Source organism: Listeria tempestatis (genome assembly GCF_963575625.1).
Taxonomy (GTDB): Bacteria; Bacillota; Bacilli; order Lactobacillales; family Listeriaceae; genus Listeria; species Listeria tempestatis.
The window spans coordinates 78,573-99,442 of the sequence record NZ_CAUYTK010000006.1 but is presented as its reverse complement, the minus strand read 5'-3'; the positions used below and the strand labels follow the sequence as shown (position 1 = coordinate 99,442).

Annotated in this window: 18 protein-coding genes; all 18 read right to left on the bottom strand. The window is 38.0% G+C overall.

All coding sequences use genetic code 11. From position 1 onward, the window contains the following. Positions 1-223 precede the first annotated feature (223 nt). The 18 genes from R8923_RS09315 to R8923_RS09230 all read right to left on the bottom strand — a co-directional run bounded on the left by R8923_RS09315 (position 224) and on the right by R8923_RS09230 (position 20,868). Positions 224-1,657, bottom strand: coding sequence for a 6-phospho-beta-glucosidase (locus tag R8923_RS09315; protein WP_485872511.1), 1,434 nt, complete (start codon positions 1,655-1,657; stop codon positions 224-226). A 129-nt stretch (positions 1,658-1,786) separates the two neighbouring features. Continuing rightward, positions 1,787-2,113, bottom strand: a complete 327-nt coding sequence (locus R8923_RS09310) for a hypothetical protein (protein WP_485872510.1) — start codon at positions 2,111-2,113, stop codon at positions 1,787-1,789. Between the two features lie 94 nt (positions 2,114-2,207). Further along, a complete protein-coding gene (locus tag R8923_RS09305; protein ID WP_485872509.1) occupies positions 2,208-3,107 on the bottom strand; it encodes a tyrosine-protein phosphatase in 900 nt (299 codons plus the stop codon). 243 nt (positions 3,108-3,350) lie between these two features. Continuing rightward, positions 3,351-4,142: a hypothetical protein gene (locus tag R8923_RS09300; protein WP_485872508.1), complete on the bottom strand. Its 792-nt coding sequence runs from the start codon at positions 4,140-4,142 to the stop codon at positions 3,351-3,353. Between the two features lie 231 nt (positions 4,143-4,373). Beyond that, positions 4,374-4,706 carry a cytochrome aa3 quinol oxidase subunit IV gene (gene qoxD / locus R8923_RS09295; RefSeq protein WP_088810124.1) on the bottom strand — a complete coding sequence of 111 codons (333 nt, stop codon included), beginning with the start codon at positions 4,704-4,706 and terminating at the stop codon, positions 4,374-4,376. Between the two features lies 1 nt (position 4,707). Then, entirely contained in the window at positions 4,708-5,319 is a 612-nt protein-coding gene (gene qoxC, locus R8923_RS09290; protein ID WP_485872507.1) for a cytochrome aa3 quinol oxidase subunit III, read from the bottom strand. After that, the gene (gene qoxB, locus R8923_RS09285; RefSeq protein ID WP_485872506.1) at positions 5,307-7,286 is read right to left on the bottom strand and encodes a cytochrome aa3 quinol oxidase subunit I; all 1,980 of its coding nucleotides are present in this window, start codon (positions 7,284-7,286) and stop codon (positions 5,307-5,309) included. The genes qoxC and qoxB overlap by 13 nt, the downstream gene beginning before the upstream one ends. Before the next feature lie 18 nt (positions 7,287-7,304). Next, entirely contained in the window at positions 7,305-8,408 is a 1,104-nt protein-coding gene (qoxA, locus tag R8923_RS09280; protein ID WP_485872505.1) for a cytochrome aa3 quinol oxidase subunit II, read from the bottom strand. Positions 8,409-8,677: 269 nt separating this feature from the next. Beyond that, positions 8,678-9,751: a phosphomevalonate kinase gene (locus R8923_RS09275; RefSeq protein ID WP_485872504.1), complete on the bottom strand. Its 1,074-nt coding sequence runs from the start codon at positions 9,749-9,751 to the stop codon at positions 8,678-8,680. After that, positions 9,744-10,712, bottom strand: a complete 969-nt coding sequence (mvaD, locus tag R8923_RS09270) for a diphosphomevalonate decarboxylase (RefSeq protein WP_485872503.1) — start codon at positions 10,710-10,712, stop codon at positions 9,744-9,746. Before mvaD ends, R8923_RS09275 begins: the two co-directional genes overlap by 8 nt. After that, positions 10,669-11,637 carry a mevalonate kinase gene (mvk, locus tag R8923_RS09265; RefSeq protein ID WP_485872502.1) on the bottom strand — a complete coding sequence of 323 codons (969 nt, stop codon included), beginning with the start codon at positions 11,635-11,637 and terminating at the stop codon, positions 10,669-10,671. The genes mvaD and mvk overlap by 44 nt, the downstream gene beginning before the upstream one ends. 21 nt (positions 11,638-11,658) lie before the next feature. Further along, on the bottom strand, positions 11,659-13,011 hold the full coding sequence (locus R8923_RS09260; RefSeq protein ID WP_485872501.1) for a tripartite tricarboxylate transporter permease: 1,353 nt from the start codon (positions 13,009-13,011) through the stop codon (positions 11,659-11,661). Next, entirely contained in the window at positions 13,008-13,262 is a 255-nt protein-coding gene (locus tag R8923_RS09255) for a hypothetical protein (protein WP_485872500.1), read from the bottom strand. Before R8923_RS09255 ends, R8923_RS09260 begins: the two co-directional genes overlap by 4 nt. A gap of 169 nt (positions 13,263-13,431) precedes the next feature. After that, positions 13,432-15,957 (bottom strand): DNA gyrase subunit A, encoded by a 2,526-nt coding sequence (gene gyrA / locus R8923_RS09250; RefSeq protein WP_485872499.1) that lies wholly within the window; start codon positions 15,955-15,957, stop codon positions 13,432-13,434. Between the two features lie 62 nt (positions 15,958-16,019). Further along, positions 16,020-17,957: a DNA topoisomerase (ATP-hydrolyzing) subunit B gene (gyrB, locus tag R8923_RS09245; RefSeq protein ID WP_485872498.1), complete on the bottom strand. Its 1,938-nt coding sequence runs from the start codon at positions 17,955-17,957 to the stop codon at positions 16,020-16,022. A 50-nt stretch (positions 17,958-18,007) separates the two neighbouring features. Next, the gene (gene recF, locus R8923_RS09240) at positions 18,008-19,114 is read right to left on the bottom strand and encodes a DNA replication/repair protein RecF (RefSeq protein WP_485872497.1); all 1,107 of its coding nucleotides are present in this window, start codon (positions 19,112-19,114) and stop codon (positions 18,008-18,010) included. A 12-nt stretch (positions 19,115-19,126) separates the two neighbouring features. Then, positions 19,127-19,291 (bottom strand): RNA-binding S4 domain-containing protein, encoded by a 165-nt coding sequence (locus R8923_RS09235; RefSeq protein ID WP_369821470.1) that lies wholly within the window; start codon positions 19,289-19,291, stop codon positions 19,127-19,129. Positions 19,292-19,524: 233 nt separating this feature from the next. Beyond that, positions 19,525-20,868, bottom strand: a complete 1,344-nt coding sequence (locus R8923_RS09230) for an MATE family efflux transporter (RefSeq protein WP_485872496.1) — start codon at positions 20,866-20,868, stop codon at positions 19,525-19,527. Between the last annotated feature and the right edge of the window lie 2 nt (positions 20,869-20,870).

The following is a 20,870-nucleotide window of genomic DNA, read 5'->3' as shown; positions in this document are numbered from 1 at the left end:
TCTTAAAATTGATTTTGGGCAAAAAGAAAAACCTAAACTCATTCGAGGATTTTGTGCAATGTTTACACGTATCCTACAAATCAGCTTAGGTTTTGCCCATAAATTGGTAACAATCCTTTGTGATGAGTTAAATATAGCATATCCAGAAAGCGTTTGCAATACTTTTTTTAAAAAATTTTTGACAGAGCTTCACAAAACGCGTTAGGCCCTGTCAAAAATAGATTTATGCTAAATCAGTTCCGTTTGTTTCAATCACTTTTTTATACCAATCAAAAGATTTTTTCTTCGAGCGATTTAAAGTTCCTTTTCCTTCATTGTCGCGGTCAACGTAAATGAAGCCGTAGCGTTTTTTCATTTCGCCAGAACCTGCACTCACTAAGTCGATGCAACCCCAAGGTGTATAACCGAGAAGTTCTACGCCGTCTTCCATCGCTTCACCCATTTCACGTACATGCTCACGCAAATAATCAATCCGATAATCGTCATTAATTGAACCATCCGCTTCCACTTTATCGACAGCCCCGAGGCCATTTTCAACAATGAATAATGGTTTTTGATAGCGGTCATAAATTGCGTTCATGGTAATGCGAAGTCCTAGCGGATCAATTTGCCAGCCCCATTCACTTGCTTTCAAATACGGGTTTTTGAGTGTAGCAAATACGTTGCCTTCAGTTTCCTTATTTACTTCTGGGTCAGCGCTTGTTAGGCGAGAAGAGTAGTAGCTAAACGCCACGTAGTCAACTGTATGGTCGCGCATTACTTCCAAATCGCCATCTTCCATTTTCAACTGAATATTTTTTTCTTTAAATAATCGCTTGCTGTAGCTCGGATAATAGCCACGTGCCTGCACGTCAACAAAGAAGTAGCCTTCACGGTCAGCTTCCATTGCTTTCCAAATATCGTTTGGATTTGGTGTGTTCGGGTAAGTCGTACCTGCTGCAAGCATACAGCCAATCATGTTTTCAGGATTAATTTCGTGACCCAATTTTGTTGCCATAGCAGAAGCAACAAGTTGGTGATGAATCGCTTGATATTTCACTTCTTCAGGGTTTTCAACATTTGTAATATCCATACCGCCGCCAAACATTGGAATGTGCAGAATCATATTGATTTCATTAAACGTCATCCAATATTTCACTTGATCTTTATAGCGTTTGAAAATCGTTTCACAGAAATTCAAATAGAAATCGATTGTTTTGCGGTTTGCCCAGCCGTTATAGTCTTTCATAAGACCAACTGGCGTGTCAAAGTGATTAATTGTCACAACTGGTTCGATGCCGTATTTATGACACTCGGCGAAAACTTTATCATAAAATTCGAGTCCTTTTTCATTTGGCACTGTTTCGTCCCCGTTTGGGAAAATTCTCGGCCAGCTAATGGAAAGTCGGAAACATTTAAAGCCCATTTCTGCAAATAATTTAATATCTTCTTTGTAGCGATGATAAAAATCAATTGATTCATGGCTCGGATAATAATTGTACTTTGTAGCGAGTGTTTTTTGTGGGTCAACAAGCGCGTCCCAACGACCTTCTTCAACGGAAGGAAGTAAATCGACAAGCGATAATCCTTTCCCGTCTTCTAAGTAAGCGCCTTCACATTGATTCGCAGCAACTGCCCCGCCCCATAAAAAGTTATCTGGAAATTTAAAATTTGTCATGTTGAAGCTCCTCTCAAAATTCATTTGCATCTTCACTATAAAATATGTAATGCATTACAGAGCAAGCTTTTTTTATAAAAAATTTTTTACGGATAAAAGACTACCACGTAATTGTGTGGTAGCCTTATTTTATTCTTCCTCATATTGTATGGATAATCCCATTTCTAGATACTTTGGCAATATTTTTACTAAATCTACATGTTCTTTAGCAACAAGTTCATTGTTAATCATTAGTATGGGTAAGCTTTTAATGCCATGCAATTTCAATTCGGTAAATACATTTTTATTTTCTACAAAAGGCTCGATAGAATCTTCCATAGCACATAGTTTCATATGTACTTTCTTTCCATGAAAATTCAAATACATTTCTTGAAAATCTGTATTCATGAAACTTTTCATTACTTCAACATTTTCATTTGATTCATTCATAAGACAAAAATAGGTTATTTCAATCATCTACCTAATGTCACACCTCCTACACCTGCAAAATAATTCAGACTTTTTAGGATTTTACCATGTATAACTAAATTTGTAAATCGGCATTATTATCTTAATTAAGATACATACTTTTCAATTTTGTGATGTCTTCTTTAGTTAGCCCGAGGCCATCTTTTAAAAACGCGTCCACGGAGCCGTAGGTTTTGTCGATTTCATCAAACGCAGCGTTTAAGTAGCTTTCGCGTACTTCCATGACGGCCTTCATTCCGTTTGCGGCTTGCTGGTTTTTAGTTTCTGTAAGGACAGCTTGAACGGCTTTTTCATTTTCGTCCGCACGATATTTGTTGGATAATAGGTAGTCATCCATCACCGTATCTTCCGGGACACCGAGGGCGGATAAAACGAGTGCGGTTCCAAATCCTGCTCTGTCTTTTCCAGCGGTACAGTGCCACAAAACGGCGCCTTTTTCATTTTCGAGCAAAATATCAAAGAATTGTTTATACGCTTTCCGCGAATTTTCGTCTGTTACAAAACTTTTATTTGCCTCGATTAAAAAGCTTTCTGGATTGTCCATCGTGCTTAGGCTTTTAATTAAGTCTTCCGTGCTTGTAGATGCACCGTTATCTTTCATGACAGAATCGTGTGTATTTTTCACGTTTTGAATGGGCGGATCTGGCTTTTTCTCTACTTCACTATTTGTTCTAAAATCAACAATTTGTTTTAAGTCGTACGTTTTTTTCAGCTTATCAATATCATTTCCGGTCACGGTATAAAGTTCTGCTGAACGAATAAGGCGGTGTGGTTTTATGGTTTTTCCGTCCTCCGTCTTGTATCCCCCGAGGTCACGCACATTAATAGCGCCTTCTAGTGCAATTTGCTTACCGGGTACTACTTTTTCCTCCAAAATTGCGTTTTTACTATCCGCTTTTGCATTTTCCTCCGCCTGACATCCTGCGAGCAGTAGACTTGCTGAAACAACTGAAATCCCAGTCACTTTCATCCATTTTTTCATATGTAAATCTCCTCCTTACGCCTATTATAAAGTGCTTTTTTTAGGCTTTGATAAAGGAGGGGTAAAGTTCGTGTTAATGAATATAAATTTTATATGTTGTGAGAAAAAGTAAAAAGCCTGAAAAATTTTCCAGGCTTTTATCGCTTGCTATTTTTTCTTATGAACCACACTAATCCTATGATAATAATGACTGTTGTGACTACCATTGTAATAGGAATATAAGCTGTTATGTCATGCATAATATCACTCCCTTTGAGAATAAGATGTGCTAACTGTAGCAGTCTTACTTGTTAATTTTGTTAGTTTAACAGTACTAACTATAACTCGCTCCTTAGTCATTAAACCAATACCTTTATAACCAATATAAGTCAACATATAATCTCCTTGTCCATTAATATCTGTCCCTACTTTTTCAGCCCTTCTATCTGTAATTTTTGTTGTTTTTGAAATTTGTAATGGAAAAAAAGATAATGTTCCTGCTGCTGATGTACTAGTAGCTGTCAACCCGCTTTTTCCAACATTATAATACGTTACTAATCCCGTCCAACCATCAGGATATAAAACATGGTAAACTCTAGTTTTAACCGAATAACTTCTGGAACCATAATTTTGAGTTGCTTTCAGTAAAGGACGTTTTTCCAATACAGGTGAATCTACTGTAATTGCTTCAACTATTGTACCATCATCAAGTATTTTCATATCATGATTTTTATATACTTCATTATCACTTATATCAACTTCTAATTGAGTGCTACTTGATAATTCATTTGTGGCTTCATTTACTTTTTCAGATAAATCCTCAGTATATTCTTCTAGTATCTCTGGTTTTGTATTTTCTATTATTTCTTCTCGTTTTTCTTCATTCAACAAAGACCCATCATCTTTAAAATCTTTAATTTGAGATTTTAATTCTGAAACAGTATTAATTTCATATTTTTCTGTAGTTTTCTCTGCTGAAGCATTATTAGGTACAGATAAAGAATATACCAAAATTAATCCCATAAAAACAATTATTTTGAGCTGTGTCTTTTTCATTCTGTCATCTCCATATTGTTAGTGTTTTCACAATGAAATTATATCATTTTGGTAATTTTTTGTCAATTTCGACAAATTTTCATTTTTATAGAAAAAAAGTAGTTTTTATATCATTTGTAAACGTTTTTAACTAAGTAAAAATCATTTTTAATTTAACAATATTAATTTTTCCAACAAAAAAAGAACCATATTTTTCCAATTTAAAATTTGGAATATATGGTTCTTTATTTTTCACATTAAATGATTCATATGGCCAATTTCCATGACCCAATAGGAGCCTAAGACAACAACAATTGCAATGAAAGCCGCAAAGAGGATGTTGCCGACTTGAATTTTGCCGTCGCGTCCTTCTGTCATATGCATGAACATGAGGAGTTGCAACGCTGCTTGGATAAAGGCAAAGATAAAGATGATAACCACTTTTACGCTGTAGTCAAGTGTCGAGTAAAGTGCTACCCAAACCGCTACAAGCGTAAGAACAATGGATAAAATAAAGCCAATGATATGTTTCCACGGAACTCCCGTTTCCACATGTGCGCTATTTGTATTTTTATTTTCCGCCATTTTAGTTCACCATCCCTAACAAGTAGACACCCGTGAAGATGAAAATCCAGACAACATCAAGGAAATGCCAATAAAGGCTTGAAATAAACACTTTTGATGCTGCACGTGGCGTCAAACCGCGCATTTTTATTTGAATTAAAATAAAGGAAATCCAAAATAAACCAATTGTTACGTGAAGTCCGTGAGTACCAAGTAGGACGAAGAAAGCAGACCAGTAAGAGCCGACTTTCATTGTCACACCTTCCATCACATAATGCGCAAACTCGTAAATTTCAAAGCCGACAAAGCCAGCACCAAGAAGAAGTGTAATAATCGAGTAGACCATCAACATCTTCGTATTACCTTTACGCATCTCGCCAATTGCAAGACCACACGTAAAACTACTTGTAAGAAGCAAGAATGTCATGATTAAAACAAGGTGTAGCTCAAACATTTCGGACGGTGGATGTCCGGCATTAGATCCCGCTTTCATCATAACAAAGTAAGTTGCAAAGAGCGTTGCAAAAAGTGCAATTTCGGCACCAAGGAAAATCCAGAAACCTAAAATGTTCAGTCTACCTTGCTCCGATTGATATTCTAATGGAAGCGAAGAATTCGTTTTTACAGATTCCATGGGTTACCCTCCTTTATGCCCGTTTCACGTTCGCGCGCATTATGTTCTTCCGTTGCTATAATTTCATCTACTTCAACATGATAGCCGTCGTCTTTTTGGAACGAGCGATAAACCATACAACCGAGAACTCCTAAGCCACCGAGAATTCCTATCCAGTACCAGTAAAATACGAGACCGAATGCCGCTATAAAGAAGAAGACGGACATGATAAAGCCTAGCATTGTATTACTTGGCATATGAATTGGCTTATAATTTTTATCATCTAAGTATGATTTTCCTTTTTGCTTCATGTTGTAGAAATCGTCTAAATCATTCCATTCTGGTAAAATCGCGAAATTGTATTTTGGTGGAACTGAAGAGCTTGTCGCCCATTCAAGAGTACGAGCGTCCCACGGATCACCAGTAACTTCACGCTTAGAGTGTTTGTAGCTATAAACAATATTCCAGCAAAGGATAAGAAACGCAGCCCCCATTAGGAATGCCCCGATTGTGGAAATAAAGTTTAAAGTCGTCCAGCCGTCACCTTGCACATACGTGTAAAGACGACGCGGCATACCGTCAAGACCTAAGAAATATTGTGGGAAGAAACAAACGTTAAATCCTACTACGAAAACCCAGAAGAACCATTTCCCGATTTTCTCGTTTAGTCTGTACCCGACCATTTTTGGATACCAATAAATCAAACCAGCAAAACAAGAGAATACCGTACCCGCGATTAGTACATAGTGGAAGTGAGAAACTAGGAAATACGTATTGTGATATTGATAATCGGCCGCTGCCATCGCGAGCATAACCCCAGTTACGCCTCCAATAACAAAGTTTGGAATAAACGCGAGCGACCAAAGCATTGGCGTGTCAAAACGAATTTGACCTTTATACATCGTAAAGAGCCAGTTAAAGATTTTAATCCCCGTTGGAATGGCAATCATCATCGTTGTAATCGAGAAGAACGAGTTAACGAGTGCGCCTGATCCCATTGTAAAGAAGTGATGGACCCAAACGAGAAAACTTAATACGGATATAACAACAACTGCCGCAACCATTGCTGGGTAACCAAATAGTTTTTTGCGAGAAAATGTTGAAATAACTTCTGAAAATATTCCGAAGGCTGGCAAAATTACGATATAAACTTCTGGATGTCCCCAAACCCAGAACAAGTTCGCCCACATCATTGGAAGTCCGCCGTTCGCCAGTGTGAAAAAGGCTGTGCCAAATAGACGGTCAAAGGACATTAGTGCTAAAGCCACCGTTAAAACAGGGAAAGCAAAGATAATAATCAAACTTGTGATTAAAATTGTCCAAGTGAACATTGGCATTTTCATTAGCGTCATGCCTTTTGTTCGCATTCGCATAATTGTGACAAAGAAATTAATCCCTGTCATTAGCGTACCAATACCCGCGATTTGTACCCCGAGTAAATAGAAATTAATCCCGTAACCGGCACTAAATTCTTCAGCAAGCGGCGCATAGTTTGTCCAACCAGCGTCTGGTGAGCCACCAATAACGAAAGATAAATTGAAAAGCATTGCCCCCATAAAGAACGTCCAAAAACTCAAATTGTTTAAGAACGGAAAGGCCACATCGCGTGCGCCAATTTGAAGTGGCACTGCAATATTCATAAGCCCAATAACGAACGGCATCGCCATGAATAAAATCATGATTGTTCCGTGCGTTGTGAAAACTTCATTATAGTGCTGCGCATCTAAAAATTCCATACCTGGTAAGGCAAGTTGCGTACGCATCATAAGCGCATCGACACCGCCCCGGAAAAACATTAAAACAGCTGCTAGTAGATACATAATTCCGATTCGTTTATGATCTACCGATGAAATCCACTCTTTAAAGAGCCATTTCCATTTTTTTGTATACGTAAGTAACACGACAATCCCGATGCTGACGAGTGCAATTGAAACCTGTGCACCTAAAATCAGAGGGTCGCCAGTGATGATAAACTCATTCCATTCCATGTTCAAAAGCCCCCTTTTTTATTCGCCCGCGTCATCCGATTCTTTTTTATTAAATTCATTTGTTTGAATATCGTCTTCCATTTTCTTCATTTCGTCATCATAATGCTTATCTTTATGATAACCTGAACCATTTTTAATAATCATCGGTTCCATATTGTGCCGTTCAAATTGAGGATTTGTAATCGTTACAGGACGCGCCGGTAATAGTGGCGTATCTGAAACCGTTACTTTTACATTTGGATTATGCGGATTTGTTAGCTCAAAACCATAACGTTTATACGCATAAAAAACGTATTCTGGATCTGCCGCTGGATCAACAAAATCGTAATGTGTTCCAGAGAAAGTTTTTTCTTTTGAACCGCCTGGAATAAGAAGTTTATCATAAATATCTTGTGTTAACTTTGGTGATTTTTTAGCTTCTTTAGCCCAAGCTGCAAAGTCTTCCTCTGATTGAGCAATAACATTAAATCGTTGCTCATGGAATCCTTCACCATTAAAGTTAGAATTTCGCCCTTTAAATGTTCCTGCTTCATCCGCTTGCAGATAAAGATTCATCGTCATCCCTGTCATTGCGTACTTCTGACCACCAAGTTGCGGCACCCAGAAACTCGTCATCGTATCAACAGACGTCAGTTTAAATAAAACCGGACGATCAGTTGGAATATGTACATAGTTTACAGTTTCAATACTTTCATCTGGGTAACTAAATAGCCATTTCCAATTAACACTCGTTGCATAAATGACAACAGGGTCTTTATGAGAAGTAACTTTTGGTGCTTCTTCACCAGCATAAATTGTTTTTACAGTCGGAATAGCAAGCGCAATAACAATCACAACTGGGATTAACGTCCATAAAATTTCCAGTTTTTTGCTCCCGTGCATATCCGGTTCATAATTTTTTGGGTTTTTGCGTTCACGATATTTGAAAAGAATAATCGTAAACAACACAAAAATTGTCAAAACGATAACAAGCATAAAAATAATAGAATACAAAATCAAATCGCTTTGACCTTTTGCTACAGGCCCTTTTGGATCTAGTACTGTTAAATCACCACAACCGCCTAATATGCCAACAGTGGCAACTATCGTGGTTAGTAGGAATGATTTTAGTAGCTTCGACACCCGAATCCCCTCTTTTCTATTTGATGTGTGTGGTTTATGTGTATTTTTGCGCAAAAATACAACTTCTAAAAACTTGTTTTCAAATCCCTTTTTAAGTTTCACATTCGAAATTTATCACAAACTTTTAAAGCAATTAAAAAACAATAAATCCATACCCGCTTTACATTATAGCTGATTTTTCTAGATTGTTCAAAAACTTGGCATATGATTTTTTTCACAAACTACAAAAAAAAGACTTGTTAATAGGTTATTCCCTAAAACAAGTCTACTTACTCCATATTTTTAACTTGAACTTCACCGACTTGGAATGGCAGAGGCTTTATACCTATTTTTGTCCATTTTAAAGCCACTTTAGCTGCTAATTCTTGACTCGAAATTAACGCAATCCCGCAATCACCACCACCAGAACCAGAAGATTTTCCCACTCCCGAAAAACTTTCCGCAACATCAGCAAGCTCAGAAAGTAATTTTGTTTCAATACTCACACCCGCATTATTACCAAGTTGCTGCAAAATTTCGCGATTTTCCTTAAGGGCAAGAAACATTATTTTCTCATTTTGTTCTTTGGTACCTACTAAAAATTTTTGAACCACTTTTTCGGATTGAATTAGAAAATTAGCATATTTTTCGGGTTGCTCTTCTTTGAAAAGTTGGATTTCCGCAACTAAACGGCCAGTGCTAACGGGGTTGCCCGTCCAACCTACCAAAAATGGCATTTCAAAGTTAGGGAGTCTTTCAATTTTTAATTTCGGCCACGGATTAGCCAAAAACCAAGCAAGTGATTTGTACGGTAAATGCATTTTGACCCACTCCTGATCAAAAGTTGTATACGCAATTAATCCGCCGTATAAACACGATGCAATGTCACCACAAGAACCGTTTCCTTGAACAACAAGGTGAGATAAGGCAGCCATTTTAAACTTGGTTAACATTTCTGTTTCAGGCGCAAATTTTTCCATCAAGGCAGTTATTATCGCCGTTGTAACAGCAGCACTGGAACCTAAACCGAATTTAATGCCGTCATCACTGACAAGTTCCGTTTCAATTGTAATTTTAATCGGCGAAAGAGCAATTTTTCTGATTTTTAAATAGGCCGTAGCCGTATTAATCGCCAGTGCAGTAAATGCAAAATGATCGCCTTCTGCCCTAAGTTCTCCGCCGAGTGGCCACGAAACTGCATCGTTGTAGTGCGGAATAATCAGTTGATTTTTTGTGGCATCTTTAATGGTTAGCGTGATATATTTATCAACTGCCGTTAAAACTGCGGTGTGACCTGATTCTACAACTGCATATTCACCCGCAATATAAAGTTTACCTGGAATTTTCACTTGAATTTTAGTCAACTTGAATCACCTTTGCTCCTTCACCAGCATGACAAATATGAACATCCTTAACGAATTTTTGCACTCGCTCTGCCACCAAGTTTTCATTTTCTTGCAAACAAATTACTTTTACATTTGGTCCAGCATCCATTGTAAAGTAAGCTGGGATGCCATCAGCACGGAGTTTTCGAACTTCCTCCATAACGGAAATCGAAACAGGACTGAAATACGTAAAAGGTGGCTTGGCACCTAAAGTTGTTGCATGCATTTTCATAGCATTGTGCTCGAGCGTTTCGCCAACTTCTACAAAATTTTCGGATAAAAACGCGTTTTTAATGTTGCGTAAATCTTCTTCCGCCGTCTGAACCCACTCTTTAAAAAATGGTGAGGTTAAAACGGTGGATTTCATTCCGTCGCGACTTGAAATAGCTTTTTCCTCATCAGATACAACGGCCACCACAACAGCGATTTTTTTAGTTAAGCCGCTACGGAACGGGACTGCGAATGAATCGCGGCCATCAGAACGCGTACCTTTTTGCCAAATTGCAAGACCACCGAACAGTGAGCGACTCGCTGAACCTGAACCACGCCTAGCAAGCCGAGATAAATTTGCCATGTCATCTTGACGACCAAGTGCTTTTGAACTTGCTACAGCAAGTGCGGCAAATGCAGATGCGGATGAGGCGAGTCCTGCGGCGGTTGGAACATGATTAACCGAATCAATTTTCGCAAAGTAAGGCACATCAAATTCAGCACGAAGTACATTTAAAAATTGCTCCACTTTTGCGTCTTGTTTGACTTGACCGTTTAAGCTAAATGAATCGTTTTTTGCGTCTTCCATCCATTCCACTGTCGTCTCGGTATAAAATTTATCCAAAGTAATCGATAAGCTACTATTTGCGGGTAAAATCAGTTTTTCATCGCGTTTACCCCAATATTTAATGAGCGCTATATTCGTGTGAGCTATCGCTGTTGCTTTCATGACTACCTTCTCCAATCGTAAAAATCCAAACTTGTGCTGCCCCTGCATTTTTCAGGGCTTGTTCCACTTTTTTTGCCTGCTTAGCATCTGTAACTAAAGAAATCATGCAGCCACCGCGACCACCGCCCGTTAGTTTCGCGCCTAAAGCTCCGTTTTTTAGGGCGACACGGATTAATTTTTCCAGACTCGAATCACTCACTGTCAGCTGCTCTAGTAAGTTTTGCGCCTTGTTCATCTCCGCTCCAATGATTTTCAAATCAGGATTATTTTCAAGTTGTTCTCTTATTTCCCGGGAAATATTACCAAGTTTAGAAATAAATGAACGATATTTTTTTGGATTTTCTTGTAATAATTGGCCTACATCACTTACAGCAGAGCGCGTTTCACTTGGAATACCAGTATCTGCGACTACTAAATGAATTTTCTTTTTAAAATGAAGTGGCTCCAGTGTCTTATTTTTTTCAAACCAAATTGGCTTACCTGTTACGACTGTGACCGCGTCCACACCACTCGGATTACCATGGGCAATTTTTTCTGATTGATTGACAAGCTGAAGCAATTCGCTATCAGAGATTTTTTTTCCGAAATAGGCATATAATGCGCGCGCGATACTAGTCGATACTGCAGCACTAGAGCCGAGTCCGCGACCAATTGGCACTTCACTTAAAACACGAATTAAAACAGGGGTAGCCTCTAATTTTTTTAAAATCGTAACTACCATTTGTTTAATTCCCTCTAAAAAATCAGGCATATTTTTTAAATCACCTGTGTAAAAAGCAGATGAAAATTTAGTCTCTTCTTCAGTTTTTATTACTTCGGTTTGAATGACAGCTTGCGTGAAGGGAATTGAAATTGCTGGTTCCCCGTAAACAACAGCATGTTCACCACATAAAATTAATTTTGCTGTAGCACTTTCAGTCGCCAATCGGCTCCATTCCTTCCTACATTAAAATAACGTTGTAACAATCCATGGTGCTGCATAAAGTGTCATAAAGAGCACACCAAAATTAATACCAAGTCGGCTTAACGCTCCTGATACAATTGCTACAAGTAAAACTCCCGCCATATTAATAAAACCGCCGTCCATATAACTTAACATCATCACAAGCGCAATAAATAGTCCTAAAATAGCTTCGTGTGGAATGTATTTAAATACAAAACGACAAATTTGTTGGGAATACTTCATGATAACATAATATGTTAGTCCAAGTCCTACTACAGAACCGATAATCGTCGCAATTGTAAATTCTGACATTGACAAAATATGATACATATTATGATCTAATGTAAAGACAGGTGGTGCATTAAACAATGGGTTTGCTGGTCCAATCGCAACTGGAGATAATGGTACTCCGAGCGCAATTAATGGAATCAAAAGACCAGCCAAATAGGTGGAATGCGCCAAACCTTCCATGCTTGCTAACGCAATTTTAGCTTTTTTAATTGGGTCTTTTACGCGACTTACAACACCTTCTCCGAATAAAACGGTCATCCCGACAGGACTCATGAAAAACGTAAAGCACCCAGCAAGCGACGTCCCAATTGTTGCCCATGATTCTTGTTTTGTTAGAACTTTAAACGGGTTGGGAAAACCTTTTTGCTTTTCCACATTTGCAATCGTAATTTCCCGTTTTGAATGCTTGGGAAGGGAATCGCGATATTCTTTATTAAGTAACGAAATGATACTGAAAATCATTGGACCAATGGTAATTCCGAGGAAGAAAGAAATTGTAACGGTTTTTTCTTCTGGAATGGCACCAATTCCCCAGTACAAATAGCGTAGTCCTTCAATTAATAAACCGAAGGGTAAGATAGCCAAAATCGAGAGTATTTTATTTTTACTCATAAGTGCTAAGAAAATTGCTCCGACAAAAAAGACGGGTGCGGCGTATTTGGTAATAACTTCGGAAAGTGGGGCGAGTAGTGTGGCTAAACCTAAGCTAACAGGAACCGCAATAATTGTTCCAATAGCGGCGCCAGAAGCCATTTTACGAATCCCTACGACAGATTGTCCTGCTTTTTTAAGCGTCAAACCGTACGAAACCATGGGAGAAGCCATTACGCCGCCTGGAGTCCCTGCAACAGCTACAGGAACCGCATCGGTCAAATTGAGTGTGACAACTGCTGAAACAAAAAAAGCAAGCACAACCATCGGCGAAACGCCTAAAAGAACGAGTGCAAGTGTAACTGGTGCTAAAACAGCAGTTTCGTCAGTTCCAGGTGCGATACCAATAATCGTATAAATACCAGCTGCTAAAATAGACGCTAAAATCATTTCGACGACTAGTTGAATGGTCATTTTTCATCATCCTCCGTTTCATCGACTTCTTTCAGCGTACGCTTCGGTTTAATAATCAAACTCGAAATAACAAAACCTACAATCGCTCCTCCTAGGCCGAAAAATAGGGGTAGTGGTGCTTCATTAGGCGCAATAAAATAACCGCCCATTGTCAAAACAACACAAATGAATGTCGCTAATACTAAATCTTTTATATGAACAAGATCCGCCCAAATTTCAATATTTTGAGCTTCATCTTTCTTTTTCGGCATATTTTTTTCCTGCTTTCCAAATAAATTTTCTACTTGAATATCATAAGCATTTATTAATTTTTTTTCAATATCTGTACAAAAAAAGTTCCAAGTAAGTTGAACTTACTTGGAACTTAGCTTAAAAAAAACTATAAACTTACGCTAGACAATTAAGAACATATCAGCTTTTTTATAAGTCATCGCTTGGACCTTCTTCAAAACTTTCATCTGGGACTTCTGTTTTTAAAACTTGCGAGTCGTCCTCATCTAATTCTTCCTCAGTTTCATCTTCTTTTGGAACTTTTGCAACTGTGGCAACTTTTTCGTCCTCATCTAAACGAATTAATTTAACCCCCATAGCACTCCGTCCTGTTTGAGAAACGGTATCAACTTCGAAACGAATCAATACGCCGCTTACGGTCATAAGCATAATATCTTCTTCACCTGTTACAGTTTTCATCGCTACTAATCGACCATTTTTCTCAGTGATAGAAACCGTTTTAACACCCATACCACCGCGATTACGTAGTGGGTATTGTTCCGCTGCTGTTTGCTTCCCGTAACCATTTTCTGTGACAACAAGAACTTTTTCATCATCTTCTAAAATTTCCATACCAATAACTTCATCACCAGAACGAAGACGAATGCCACGAACTCCGGCAGCAGTACGGCCCATTACACGAATGTTATTTTCTGGGAAATAAATTGATTGACCATCTTTTGTTGCGATAATCATATTTTTTTGACCATTTGTCATTTGAACAGAAATAAGTTCATCATTTTCACGAAGCTCAACTGCACGAAGACCACTTTGACGAATTTTAGCAAATTGCGAAAGTGTTGTTCGTTTTACTACACCGTGTTTTGTTGTAAAGAACAAATAGCTATCATCTGTAAACTCACTTAAATTAATAACTGCATTTACTTGCTCTTGGCTTTCAATTCCAAGTAAGTTGATAATTGGAATACCTTTTGCTGTACGACCATATTCTGGAATTTCATAACCTTTCGCCCGGTAAACTTTCCCTGTGTTTGTAAAGAAAAGTAACGTATCATGCGTGCTCGTTGCCACAAGATGTTCTACAAAATCATCTTCGTGTGTAGACATTCCTTGGACACCACGACCACCACGACGTTGACTGCGATACGTAGAAAGCGGTAGACGCTTAATATAACCGCGTTTTGTTAGTGTCACAGCAACTTCTTCCTCTGGGATTAAATCCTCATCTTCAATGCTAACTAAGTCACCCGTTAGAATTTCCGTACGACGTTTATCCGCATATTTCAATTTAATTTCTTCTAATTCCTCACGAATAATTTCTAAAATACGTTCTTCATCCGCTAAAATCGCTTTTAAATCTGTAATTAGAGCAATTAAATTTTGATATTCTTCTTCAATTTTTTCGCGTTCTAAACCAGTCAAACGTTGTAAACGCATATCTAAAATGGCTTGTGCTTGTTTATCTGAAAGGCTAAATTGCGTCATCAAACCTTCTTTTGCCGCTTCAGTCGTTTTAGAACTACGAATGAGCTGAATAACTGCATCAATATTATCAAGCGCAATTCGCAAACCTTCTAAAATGTGGGCACGTGCTTCTGCTTTACGGAGTTCAAATTCCGTGCGACGGCGAATAACAACTTTTTGATGTTCTAAATAGTAATATAAAATTTCTTTTAAGTTTAAAACTTTAGGATGATTATCAACAAGGGCTAACATATTGATACCAAATGTTGTTTGTAAAGCCGTCATCTTATATAGATTATTAACAATAACACTTGCGCTAATATCGCGACGAACTTCAATCACAATGCGCATACCAGAACGGTCAGACTCATCATTTAAATCTGTAATCCCGTCAATTTTCTTTTCGCGTGCTAATTCTGCAATCCGTTCAATTAAGCGAGCTTTATTTACTTGATACGGAAGTTCAGTAATAACAATGGTTTCTTTTCCATTCGTTTTTGTTTCAATATCAACGCGGGCACGAACAGTGATAGAACCACGACCAGTTTCATAAGCACGACGAATGCCACTGCGCCCCATAATCATACCAGCAGTAGGGAAGTCAGGCCCTGGAATATGTTCCATTAAATCACGAATTGTTATTTCTGGATCATGACTAAGCGCTAATACACCATCAATAACTTCGCCAAGATGATGGGTTGGAATATTTGTAGCCATCCCAACTGCAATACCAGAAGAACCATTCACAAGTAAGTTAGGGAAACGAGCCGGCAAAATAACCGGTTCCTTTTCCGAACCATCATAATTATCAACATAGTCAATTGTGTCTTTATTAATATCTCTTAATAATTCCATTGAAATTTTAGACATTCTAGCTTCTGTATAACGCATTGCTGCTGCCATATCACCATCGACAGATCCAAAGTTTCCATGCCCATCTACAAGCATGTTACGATAACTAAAATCTTGTGCCATACGAACCATTGTAAAATACACAGCTGTATCACCGTGTGGATGGTACTTACCAATTACTTCACCGACGATACGCGCCGATTTTTTATATGCTTTGTCAGAAGTCATTCCTAAATCATTCATCGCATATAAAATACGACGATGAACGGGTTTCAATCCGTCACGAACATCAGGAAGTGCACGTGCCACAATAACACTCATCGCATAGTCGAGAAACGATGTTCGCATTTCTTTATTTAGATTCACTTCAGTTATTCTTTGATTCGGTGTTTCTGCCATTTTAAGCGAAACCTCCCTTTCCGTTTATCAAGCTCATTTTAAATTATTTCCCGGGAAATAATTTAAATATCTAGATTTTTAACGTATTGTGCATTCTCTTCAATAAATTTACGTCTTGGCTCAACACGATCACCCATCAACATTTCAAACGTTTCATCTGCATCGATCGCATCGTTAATACTTACTTGTAATAACGTCCGGTTTTCTGGATTCATCGTTGTTTCCCATAATTGTTCAGGATTCATTTCTCCAAGACCTTTATAACGTTGAATGCTATATTTTTCGCCATCTAAATCAGCCAAGTAGTCTTCTAGTTGTTTATCAGAATAAACATATTCCACTTGTTTACCGTGCTTTATTTGGAAAAGAGGGGGTTGAGCGATATAAATGTAACCAGCATCAACAAGCGGGCGCATATAACGATAGAACAGTGTAAGCAGAAGGGTACGAATGTGTGCACCATCCACATCGGCATCGGTCATAATAATAAGTTTGTGATATCTCGATTTGGATACATCAAAATCTCCACCAAAACCAGTTCCCATTGCTGTAAAAATTGTTCTAATTTCCTCGTTAGCTAAAATTTTATCTAAACGCGCTTTTTCAACGTTTAAGATTTTTCCACGAATTGGTAGAATAGCTTGGAATAATCGGTCGCGACCTTGTTTTGCTGAGCCACCAGCAGAATCACCCTCAACGATATAAAGTTCGCTAATTTCAGGGTTTCTAGAAGAACAATCCGCAAGTTTACCTGGTAAACTTGAAATTTCAAGCCCACTTTTCTTGCGTGCTACTTCACGTGCGCGTTTAGCAGCAAGGCGAGCCCGAGCGGCCATAACACCTTTTTCAACCATTTTCTTACTTACATCAGGGTTTTCCATCATAAATTTATTAAGTGCTTCCGAAAATAATTTATCAGTAATCGAACGTGCTTCTGAATTACCTAATTTGGTTTTCGTTTGTCCTTCAAATTGTGGATCTGGGTGTTTAACGGAAATAATTGCAGTAAGACCCTCGCGGACATCCTCACCAGACAGGTTTTCGTCGCTCTCTTTAAACAATTTATTTCGTCTTGCATAATCATTAATAACACGTGTTAATGCGGTTTTAAAGCCGGATTCGTGCGTTCCACCTTCGTAGGTATGAATATTGTTTGCAAATGAAATAATCGAGCTTGAGAAGCCTGTATTGTACTGCATGGAAACTTCAACCATAATGCCATCACGTTCACCTTCAATGTAAATAGGTTCTTCATGGATAACTTCTTTTGCACGATTTAAATGCTCTACATAGGATTTAATTCCGCCTTCATAATGATATTCATTTTTTATTTCATGTTCTGAACGTTTATCTTCAATTGAGATTTTCAAACCTCGATTTAAAAAGGCTAATTCACGTATACGTGTACGCAGTGTTTCATAATCAAACTCTACTGTTTCAGTGAAAATTTCAGGATCAGGCGTGAAATGAACAATTGTTCCACGATAATCTGTTTCCCCCTGATTTTCCATATCCATTGCAACATTACCGCGTTCAAAACGTTGATAGAATTTTTTACCGTCACGATGAACGAAAACTTCTAAGCTTGTGGATAGGGCATTTACAACAGATGCACCAACACCATGTAAACCACCAGAAACTTTATATCCACCACCGCCAAATTTACCTCCCGCATGAAGAACAGTGAAAATGACTTCTACAGTAGGACGGCCGACTTTTTCATTAATACCAGTTGGCATACCACGACCATTATCTTTTACCGTAATACTATTATCGCTTTCAATCGTGACTTCAATTTCTGTACAAAATCCAGCAAGAGCCTCATCAATTGAATTATCAACAATCTCCCAAACAAGATGATGTAAACCGCGTTGACTTGTTGAACCAATATACATACCTGGACGTTTTCGAACTGCCTCTAAGCCTTCTAATACTTGAATTTGATCATCGCTATAATCAGATGCATTTTCTTGTACATTTGAAATATTTTCTTCTGACATTTAAGTTCCACCGCACTTTCTTTATTTCTAAAATTATATCAACCTACTAATCAGGATTTTTTAATGTGCCCATTTTCAACCATATATGTTGTTGCTTTCGTGAGTGTTTCATGATTAATCCCACTAACACTAGTTGTTGTAACAAAAGTTTGAACCTTACCAGCAATCGCATTTAATAAGTGAGATTGTCTAAAATCATCAAGTTCACTCAAAACATCATCTAGTAAAAGCAAAGGATACTCGTTTGTTTCTTCATGAATTAAATCAATTTCAGCAAGTTTAATAGATAACGCTGTCGTTCTTTGCTGTCCCTGGGAACCAAAAACTTGAACATTTTGCCCATTAACATAAAATAGAGAATCATCCCGATGTGGTCCAATAAGCGTTACACCTCGGTCGATTTCTCTCTGCCGAATCGTTTTCATTTTTTCGAGTAAAGCTGAGATGGAATCTCCATTTTCAACAAGCGACACTGAAGGTTCATAACTGATTTTAAGCGTTTCAATTCCCCTAGAAATATCATGATGAATGGGTGCGGCATAACTTTCTAGTTTTTGAATAAACGCATCACGCCGTTCAGTCAGGCGAACTGCCACTTCTGCAAATTGCTCCGTTAAAATATCTAGCATGACAGCATCGTATTTTTTCTTCATTTGGGCGAGTTTTAAAAATTGGTTACGTTGCTGTAAAATTCGCTGATACACACTTAAATCGTGCAAATAAACAGGCTGCATCTGACCAATTTCCATATTTAAAAATCGACGTCTAACGCCTGGTGCACCTTTTACAAGCGATAAATCTTCGGGCGCAAACATGACCACGTTTAAATTGCCTACATATTGGCTCAATTTTTTTTGTTCCAAATGATTAACTTTTGCTTTCTTTCCTTTTTGAGAAATAGTAAGTTCAAGAGGCACGCTTTGACCATGCTTCATGATTCGACCTTCAATTTTTGCCGCATCAGAATCCCATTTAATAAAATCTTTATCATTCGTTGTTCGATGCGATTTTGCTAGGGCTAAAATTAAAATGGCTTCAAGTAAATTTGTTTTTCCTTGTGCATTTTCGCCAAGAAAAACATTGACAGATGAATCAAAATCAAGCATTAGCTCATCATAATTTCGAAAATTTCGTAAGACTATATTTTCTAAATGCATCTTTTCACACCATTACAGCGCCTGTTCAATTTTTACTTTTCCAGTTCCCGGAATAAGTACAACATCGCCATTTCTAAGCTTTCTGCCACGTCTATTATCCTGCTCACCATTGATATAAATCGGATGTTCACTTAAAAAAGCTTTTGCCATACCACCTGTACTTACAACATCAAGCATTTGTAGTAGCTGCCCGAGTGTCACAAATTCACGATCGATTGTTATTATATTAGCCAAATTTTCACACCCAATCTTTTTTATCTCTACCTTTCTATTTTACTAAACTTTAGCCATAATTACAAAGTTTATTTTCATATAACACAATTATAGCTTTTTTTATTATTTCTAGTGGGGGGATATTATTTTCTTAAAAACTAAAAAAAACGCCTTCTGTGACGTTTTTTTTAGTTTTTCTATTTTTTTCGAATCACAGCCTTTTTTTGCCAAGCACCTGACTTATAACGCCAAAGTCCAAGTGTTGTTGCAGTGACCCACGCAACTGGAGTCGCCCACCATAAACCTTCATATCCCATAACTTTAGAAAGGGCAAAGCCGATGATTAGTCTTGATACAAGTTCGAAAATGCCCATCATTAGTGGTACAAGTGCATCACCAGTACCACGAAGCGTTTCGCGTACAACAAATAATATCCCCACAACAACATAAAATAAGGACACGATTAGTAAATATCCCATACCAATCTCAATCACTTCTTTTTCTTTTCCGTCTACAAAAAGAAGTAAAAACTGTTTTGCGAAAAGCTGCACAATGAGTGTGATAGCTAAACTTGTTATAGTGACAACTTTAATACCCGACCAAAAACCTTTTTTCACGCGGTCTAATTTGCCGGCTCCAACGTTTTGTGCAGCAAATGTGGAGGAGGCTGCGCCGAACGCAATTCCTGGTTGGTAGGTGAGGGAGTCAATTCGGCTGGCAGCAGTGTAGGCGGCAACAACAGTCGCTCCAAAGCCGTTTATTAGACTTTGAATTGCCATATTTCCGATGGAGATGAAAGCCCCTTGAAGCCCTGAAGGTAAACCTATACGAATCATTTCCCGCAAAAGTGGTTTATGTATTTTAAAACGATCTCGCTGAATGCGCATATATGGCACATGTTTATAAGCGTAATATACGCAAAGTACTGCTGCGATAACTTGTGATAAAACAGTAGCCCACGCTGCACCTTGCACTCCGTAATCCATCCAGACAACAAAAACAAAGTCGAGAAAGATATTCATGAGTGAGGAAAAAATAAGAAAGAGTAGGGGAGTAATGGAATTTCCAAGCGCCCGTAAAATTGACGAAACCCCGTTATACAAACTCATTGGCAAAATGCCGATGAAGAGTGTTGTTAGAAAAATATTAGCATCATTTAGTATATTTTCTGGGGTACGCAGTAGAAGTAGTAACGGTTTTGCAAGGAGCACTCCAATTATAGTGAAAAAAATTCCTGCCCAAATGACAGCAATAGAAGCCGTTGCAATCACATCTTTTAATTTATTGTAATCTTGAAATCCAAAATATTGTGCAACAACTACAGCAATCCCACTCATTAAACCAATAATAAGGGAAATCATAAAAAAATTGATAGCGCCAGTTGCACCAACTGCTGCGAGGGCGTCAACGCTAACAAATTTCCCTACAATTACAGCATCAATCATAATATAAAGTTGCTGAACTAAATTACCAAGTAGCATTGGCATAGCAAAATAAAAAATTAATTTTGTTGGATTTCCTTTTGTCATATCTTTCATCAAAA

What these genes read in the sequence shown, in the direction of transcription:
- R8923_RS09315 (WP_485872511.1), bottom strand. Translation starts at nt 1,657, where the DNA reads ATGACAAATTTTAAATTTCCAGATAACTTTTTATGGGGCGGGGCAGTT.
- R8923_RS09310 (WP_485872510.1), bottom strand. Translation starts at nt 2,113, where the DNA reads ATGATTGAAATAACCTATTTTTGTCTTATGAATGAATCAAATGAAAAT.
- R8923_RS09305 (WP_485872509.1), bottom strand. Translation starts at nt 3,107, where the DNA reads ATGAAAAAATGGATGAAAGTGACTGGGATTTCAGTTGTTTCAGCAAGT.
- R8923_RS09300 (WP_485872508.1), bottom strand. Translation starts at nt 4,142, where the DNA reads ATGAAAAAGACACAGCTCAAAATAATTGTTTTTATGGGATTAATTTTG.
- qoxD (WP_088810124.1), bottom strand. Translation starts at nt 4,706, where the DNA reads ATGGCGGAAAATAAAAATACAAATAGCGCACATGTGGAAACGGGAGTT.
- qoxC (WP_485872507.1), bottom strand. Translation starts at nt 5,319, where the DNA reads ATGGAATCTGTAAAAACGAATTCTTCGCTTCCATTAGAATATCAATCG.
- qoxB (WP_485872506.1), bottom strand. Translation starts at nt 7,286, where the DNA reads ATGGAATGGAATGAGTTTATCATCACTGGCGACCCTCTGATTTTAGGT.
- mvaD (WP_485872503.1), bottom strand. Translation starts at nt 10,712, where the DNA reads ATGAAAGCAACAGCGATAGCTCACACGAATATAGCGCTCATTAAATAT.
- R8923_RS09260 (WP_485872501.1), bottom strand. Translation starts at nt 13,011, where the DNA reads ATGACCATTCAACTAGTCGTCGAAATGATTTTAGCGTCTATTTTAGCA.
- R8923_RS09255 (WP_485872500.1), bottom strand. Translation starts at nt 13,262, where the DNA reads ATGCCGAAAAAGAAAGATGAAGCTCAAAATATTGAAATTTGGGCGGAT.
- gyrA (WP_485872499.1), bottom strand. Translation starts at nt 15,957, where the DNA reads ATGGCAGAAACACCGAATCAAAGAATAACTGAAGTGAATCTAAATAAA.
- gyrB (WP_485872498.1), bottom strand. Translation starts at nt 17,957, where the DNA reads ATGTCAGAAGAAAATATTTCAAATGTACAAGAAAATGCATCTGATTAT.
- recF (WP_485872497.1), bottom strand. Translation starts at nt 19,114, where the DNA reads ATGCATTTAGAAAATATAGTCTTACGAAATTTTCGAAATTATGATGAG.
- R8923_RS09235 (WP_369821470.1), bottom strand. Translation starts at nt 19,291, where the DNA reads ATGCTTGATGTTGTAAGTACAGGTGGTATGGCAAAAGCTTTTTTAAGT.